This is a genomic window from Ruminiclostridium cellobioparum subsp. termitidis CT1112, from assembly GCF_000350485.1.
In the GTDB taxonomy this organism is placed as follows: domain Bacteria; phylum Bacillota; class Clostridia; order Acetivibrionales; family DSM-1351; genus Ruminiclostridium; species Ruminiclostridium termitidis.
Genome location: NZ_AORV01000073.1, coordinates 1 through 6,115, shown reverse-complemented (window position 1 = coordinate 6,115; position 6,115 = coordinate 1). Strand labels below are relative to the sequence as shown.

General features: G+C 41.0%; 4 protein-coding genes. 2 read left to right on the top strand and 2 right to left on the bottom strand.

Going from position 1 to position 6,115, the window contains the following annotated elements; all coding sequences use genetic code 11:
* Nucleotides 1-63: 63 nt before the first annotated feature.
* Nucleotides 64-2,346: an RNA polymerase recycling motor HelD gene (helD, locus tag CTER_RS26105; RefSeq protein WP_004631016.1), complete on the bottom strand. Its 2,283-nt coding sequence runs from the start codon at nucleotides 2,344-2,346 to the stop codon at nucleotides 64-66.
* A gap of 373 nt (nucleotides 2,347-2,719) precedes the next feature.
* Between helD and CTER_RS26100 the strand changes: the two genes are divergently transcribed.
* Nucleotides 2,720-4,201: an alpha-N-arabinofuranosidase gene (locus CTER_RS26100; RefSeq protein WP_004631014.1), complete on the top strand. Its 1,482-nt coding sequence runs from the start codon at nucleotides 2,720-2,722 to the stop codon at nucleotides 4,199-4,201.
* A 17-nt stretch (nucleotides 4,202-4,218) separates the two neighbouring features.
* Complete coding sequence (locus tag CTER_RS26095) at nucleotides 4,219-4,494, top strand: DUF6171 family protein (protein WP_004631012.1); 276 nt, start codon at nucleotides 4,219-4,221, stop codon at nucleotides 4,492-4,494.
* Between the two features lie 108 nt (nucleotides 4,495-4,602).
* On the opposite strand, the gene CTER_RS26090 is transcribed toward CTER_RS26095, so the two are convergent.
* Nucleotides 4,603-5,793: an MFS transporter gene (locus CTER_RS26090; RefSeq protein ID WP_278245961.1), complete on the bottom strand. Its 1,191-nt coding sequence runs from the start codon at nucleotides 5,791-5,793 to the stop codon at nucleotides 4,603-4,605.
* Nucleotides 5,794-6,115: the final 322 nt, after the last annotated feature.

Genomic DNA, 6,115 nt, shown 5'->3' with positions numbered 1-6,115 from the left:
AAGAACGAAACTAAAAAAAGTAAGTAAATTAGACAACTACGTACTATTCATTTTTTTTGGAAATCATTCCAATAGCGCTGATTTATCTCCTACATAGTAAATGCAAAGCTTGTGCAGCGGCCTGGTCATTGCCACATACAGGAGCTTTGTGTCCAGTTCACTTTCAGGGTAGTTTTCCCGGTTGGCATTGGAAAGAAGGACAACATCAAATTCAAGTCCTTTTGACAAATAAGACGGCACTATTACTATTCCGCTTTTGTATTCGTTCTCATTTCCGGTTATTAAACCAACATCCTTATGGGACTTTTTCAAGAGAGGCAGTATCTGCCGGCACTCCTCCATGGTCTTGCAGATCACAGCTATGGTTTTGTGACCAAGTTTTTTATAAGCTTCTATTTTTTTCGATATATCTCCGGCAACATCATTAAATGATGGTTTAGAAATATATTCAACCGGCTCACCGTGCCTTATAACAGGTTTGCCCCTGAACATGGAAAGACTCTCAAGCTTTCCCATTACCGCATTTGCTGCTTCCATTATCTCGACAGTTGTTCTGTAGCTCTGTTCCAGAGTCAGAAACTCACACTTTCTACCCTCAAAAACCTCTTCAACAATTTCCTCCCACTGCCGTACACCCCTGTAGGAGTGTATCCCCTGGCACAAATCTCCCAGTATGGTGAAGGAACTGTCCTTTACGATCTTCTTGAGTACAAAAAACTGGAATGCGCTGAAATCCTGCGCTTCATCTATTACAATATGCTTAACCGGTACCTTCTCATCCATACCGTAAATCTTGTATTTCAGATATATTATGGGGGCCAGGTCCTCCAGCTCCAACTGCTTGCTCTTCAGGATTTCCAAAGTATATTGCCTCGTGAATTCACATACTTCTGCGCTTGCATAGCTGCCCGCCAGCTCGTTAAAAGCTCCGCTGTCCTCCATCAGTTCACAATAGTATTGATATGGGCTTAATTTGGGCAGGCTTTCCACATACTCTTTAACCAGAGTCTTTGATACCTTTTCAATTTTTTCTATAACGCGGTCTCTCTTTTCAAAGGCTTCCAGTACTGCTTTCTGCCGCTCTGCCTCATCCGGTATTTTCAGCCTGGCCAGTGCAACCTTTTTGTCACATTCGGCTTCAATCTGTGTTATAAACTGCTGCTTGCTGATTTTAAGCCTTGAGGCCAGGCTCTTCTTAATTTCATTCATCCGCTGGGCAATTGGCCACATGCCGTACTGGGTCAGGAAGAGATTGTTGATTTCATCATATGTATAAATTACCTTGGTGCCCAGCATGAAATCCTGTCCGGGTATAAAGGCTTTCTCTATTTTAAGAATGTAATTGTCTATTATTTCTTTGAAATGCATTGAGGTTTTCAGTACAGACGCCTCTCTGACCCTGTCGTTATAGGCGGCCTGCTCTGATTTGGCATTATGGTTGACAAACATATTCAGCTTGTCGTTTGCATCGGTGAGCTTGAATTTTTTCCCTATGAGCTCCATTGCGAAATCTTCAAAAGTGGTCTGCTTTACCCGTTCAACTCCAAGTTCAGGCAGGACTTCGGATATATAGTTCAGAAATAATCTGTTTGGCGCTATTATCATAAAGTTTTCAGGTTCAAAAGTCTTTTCAAAGGTGTAAATCAGATAGGCTATTCTGTGAAGTGCTATTGTGGTCTTTCCGCTGCCCGCAACCCCCTGAACTATAAGCGGTTTCCACATGGGGGCCCGTACTATTCTGTTCTGTTCCTCCTGTATTGTTGAAACTATTTCCTTGAGCCTGTTTTCAGCATTTGCTCCCAGGTAAGTCTGCAGGAATTCATCATTGGTAGTTATATCTATGTCAAATATCTCTTCCAGCTTGCCGTTGTTGATGGCAAACTGCCTTTTAAGCAGCAGATCCCCGTCAATTGTACCATCGGGGCAGATATAGCTGGAAGCTCCCAGCCTTCCCTCATAATAAAGGTTGGCTATTGGCGCACGCCAATCCACAATTATTATTTCCTGATCCTCATCTCTTGCAAGGGACATTTTTCCTATATAAAGATTTTCGGTTTTATCCGTTCCCGACTCCTTGAAGTCGACCCTGGCAAAATAAGGCTTGTTTCTGGCGGTATACAGATTTCTCACCTTCAGCGCCAGCGTATCGTGAAGCATGGTATTTACAATTACACTGGTATAATCGGCACTGCTGTCTCCACTCATATGTCTTTGTACGTATTCCAGTTCATTTCCTATTTTTGCTCTCTTCTCCAATGCTCGCTCCAGACTTTTCTCAACATAGTCCAGAGTATACCTGCACCTTTCAAGCTCTTCCCTGTAGGCCGGATGGTTTGCAGCTGACATAATTCTACCTCCTTCTGCGTGCTGCCGGTAACTGTATAAATAAAGAAATTACCCGGTTTATTTCAAGTTCAACCTTACCCATACATACCAATGTGCCCCGGCCTTAAAGGACGGGGGTACCCATGCACGCTATTAAAAATATTTTGGAATTTTTACTGTTTTTTCAAACAGACTTCTATTATATATTTTCCCATTTTTAAAATCAATGTTTGTAACAAAGACTTAAAAAAGATTTTGGAACGCTTTAATAGAGCAATTATTAATATTTTATTATTGACCGTTGATATTGACGTTGATAATAATTTTTAATACAATGTAATTAAGATTTATGTTAAGCGATTAATGTTAATATTAATTTATTGCGGAGGTAATTATGAATTCAATTAAAATCTATACCGGTCAAAGAAAAGGTGTTATCAGCAAGCACATTTACGGACAGTTTTCAGAGCACCTCGGAAGATGCATATACGAGGGCTTCTGGGTAGGTGAGGATTCCCCCATACCAAACACAAACGGTATAAGAAATGATGTGGTTGAGGCCTTGAAAAATATAAACATACCGAATCTCAGATGGCCCGGCGGCTGCTTTGCAGATGAATACCACTGGAAAGACGGTGTCGGCCCCAAAAGTAAACGTAAATATATGATCAACACCCACTGGGGCGGCGTAGTTGAAAATAATCACTTTGGTACCCATGAGTTTTTAATGCTTTGCGATATGCTGGAATGTGAACCTTATATATGCGGTAACGTAGGGAGCGGAACTGTTCAGGAAATGTCGGAATGGATAGAATACATAACCTTTGACGGTCAATCGCCTATGGCCAAATGGCGCAGGGAAAACGGAAGGGAAAAGCCCTGGAAGCTTAAATTCTTCGGAGTCGGGAATGAAAACTGGGGCTGTGGCGGCAATATGAGACCCGAATATTATGCGGATGAATATAGACGCTATCAAACCTATTGCCGTAACTACGGTGATAACAAGCTCTTCAAAATTGCCTGCGGACCAAACTCCGGGGACTATCACTGGATAGAAGTCATGATGAAGGAAGCCGGCAATATGATGGACGGTCTCAGCCTGCACTATTATACGGTTGAGGGTGATCGCTGGGAAGAAAAAGGGTCTGCTTTGGAGTTTGACGAAAAAGGCTGGTTCCAGCTTATGAAGCATACTCTTCTGATGGAAGAAATGGTCACGAAGCATTCTGCAATAATGGATGTTTATGACCCTCAGAAGAAAGTTGCTCTTGTTGTGGATGAATGGGGCACATGGCATCGGGTTGAGCCAGGAACAAACCCGGGATTTTTATATCAGCAGAACACTCTCCGTGATGCTCTTGTGGCAGGTACAAACCTTAATATATTCAACAACCACTGTGATAGAGTTCGGATGACAGCAATAGCACAGGTTGTGAACGTCCTTCAGGCAATGATCCTGACTGAAGGAGGAAAGATGCTGCTCACACCCACTTACCATGTATTTGACATGTATAAGGTTCACCAGGAAGCTGAGCTTGTTCATTCAATAGTTAACTGCGGGGACTATGAGTTTGGAGGAGAAAAAATCCCGCAGATCAATGTATCTGCTTCAGTGGACGCATCTGAAAAATTGCATGTTACTATCTGCAATCTCAATCCCAATAAAGCTGCCCATATCAGGCTTGACCTTGCAGACTTCAAGCCATCGGCCGTAAGGGGCAGGATATTGACTTCGGATACAATGAATAAGCACAACACCTTTGAAAATCCCAATGCTCTTACACCTGTTGATTTTAAAGGCTGCACTGCTGCCCAGTCCGGACTGAAGCTGGAGCTTCCCAAAATGTCCATTGTTCAGCTGGAGCTTTCAAAATAGTATGCGGGGGCACATATATGGCTGAATTAAAAAATTGTAAAGGCTGTTCAGCTACCGTTCATCAATCATTTGATGAGATCAGGGCAAATATGGATGAATATACGAGGACAATTGACACTGACCTGCGCACCGACCCTGCACTTTACAAAAAACGTCTCTTGCGCTGCAGCAGCTGTGCAGGCCTCTATTATGAAACTACCTGCAGGTACTGCGGTTGTTTTGTACAGATGCGGGCACTTCGCAGAAACCTGGACTGTCCCAATCCTGAAGGCAGCAGATGGCATAAGTTATAGCATTATTTCTAATTGAATAATTTATATTAAAGGCCATGTCTGCGGGGGTTTCTTCAACCCTGATCAGACCGGCCTTTTTTTCAGTGGATTCAGCTTTTTCAGCGGTATTCAGTTTATTCCGGCTTCTACTGTTTTACCAGTGCTTGTAATTCTTTTGCCTAAATATAATGAAACCAGGAAAACAATAAAAACGCAAAATTGAATTATTGATCCGCTGCGGTATACCTGGAGTATTCCAAACCTGGAAATCATATTACCCACTGCCACATTGCCGATTATACCGCTCAAACCGGCATAAATGGCAGTTGCTACCGTCTGAGCTGTAGCCTTCAGCTCTGCCGGTGCAAGTGAGTCAATATAATAAATGCTTCCGGCCAGGAACATGCCGTAGGAAAGTCCGTTAAGGGACTGGGAGAATATAGCTATTTCCGGACCTGAAGCTATCGAATATAAAAACAGACGTATTGAATAAACAAACATGCCTGTCAGAATTAAATACTGCGGTTTGAATTTCCTCACCAGCATACTTGATATTAACAGGATGGGTACCTCCGAAAACGCACTGACCGCATTTGCAATTCCATACAGATTATCATCCCCTCCAACCTGTTTTATCAAGGTTGCAAGAAAACTATACACCGATGTCATGGTCATAAAAGTTATTGATGATAAAATTACAAATGCAGTATAATGAAAATTCCTTAATAGCCTGCCAATGTTTAGTTCCCTGAGTGTCAAAGGCTTAGCCTGTACATTCTCATCATCCCTTTTATATTCAAATAAAGCAGCGCACATGATGAGATTTATCAGACTGATAATTGCATATACCAAAAAGATTATATTAAAAAAGGATATGGTGATAAGTTTTCCGTTGATTACCACCAGTATGGAGAATCCCAATGATCCCCATAACCTGAAAGAGCCATAAGACTTTCCACTGTTCTTTATGCTGTGGATTGTCCAGCTGTCCAGCAGGGGTGACATGCTGCAGTAAAAAAATTGTATCAGCGGAAGCAGAATAAATATAATATACTGATTTGTTACAAACGGCAATAAAACAATAAGTGCTGTTGCCAGGCTGTGGCAGAGCAAATAAACCTTCTTTATAGATCTTATCTTATCACTGATCATTCCCCACAAAGGCTGTCCCACCAGTGTAGCAATGGAGTTAAACATTAATATTACACCTATCCTGGAGGTACTTATATTGTTATTCATCAGATAGACCACTATAAATGGATTATACGCCCCTACAGCTGCCCAGGAAAATAAATGCAGTATTTTGAAGTTTCCGGCAATATTTCTTAATATTTTTATATTATTTGAAATGGTAAATCCTCCAGAGCTCAGTATAATATTTAGATATCCTTATAATATCAGATATATTTTTTGTTACCCGGATTATTATATTTTAAATTTTATTTTTAATAAATGGATAAATTTATACTAATTACTGATAAAATATGTTTATTTTTAAATAGTTTTGTACATCCTTTGTCAAACTAAACTTATTTGCAAACATAACAAAACCCCAAGCATTTCTGCTTGCAGTCCCAAAGTCTTGAGAAATATTTCTTTTGTGAAGCTTTCTTTGCAGACAAAGAAAGCCTTGAGGATGATA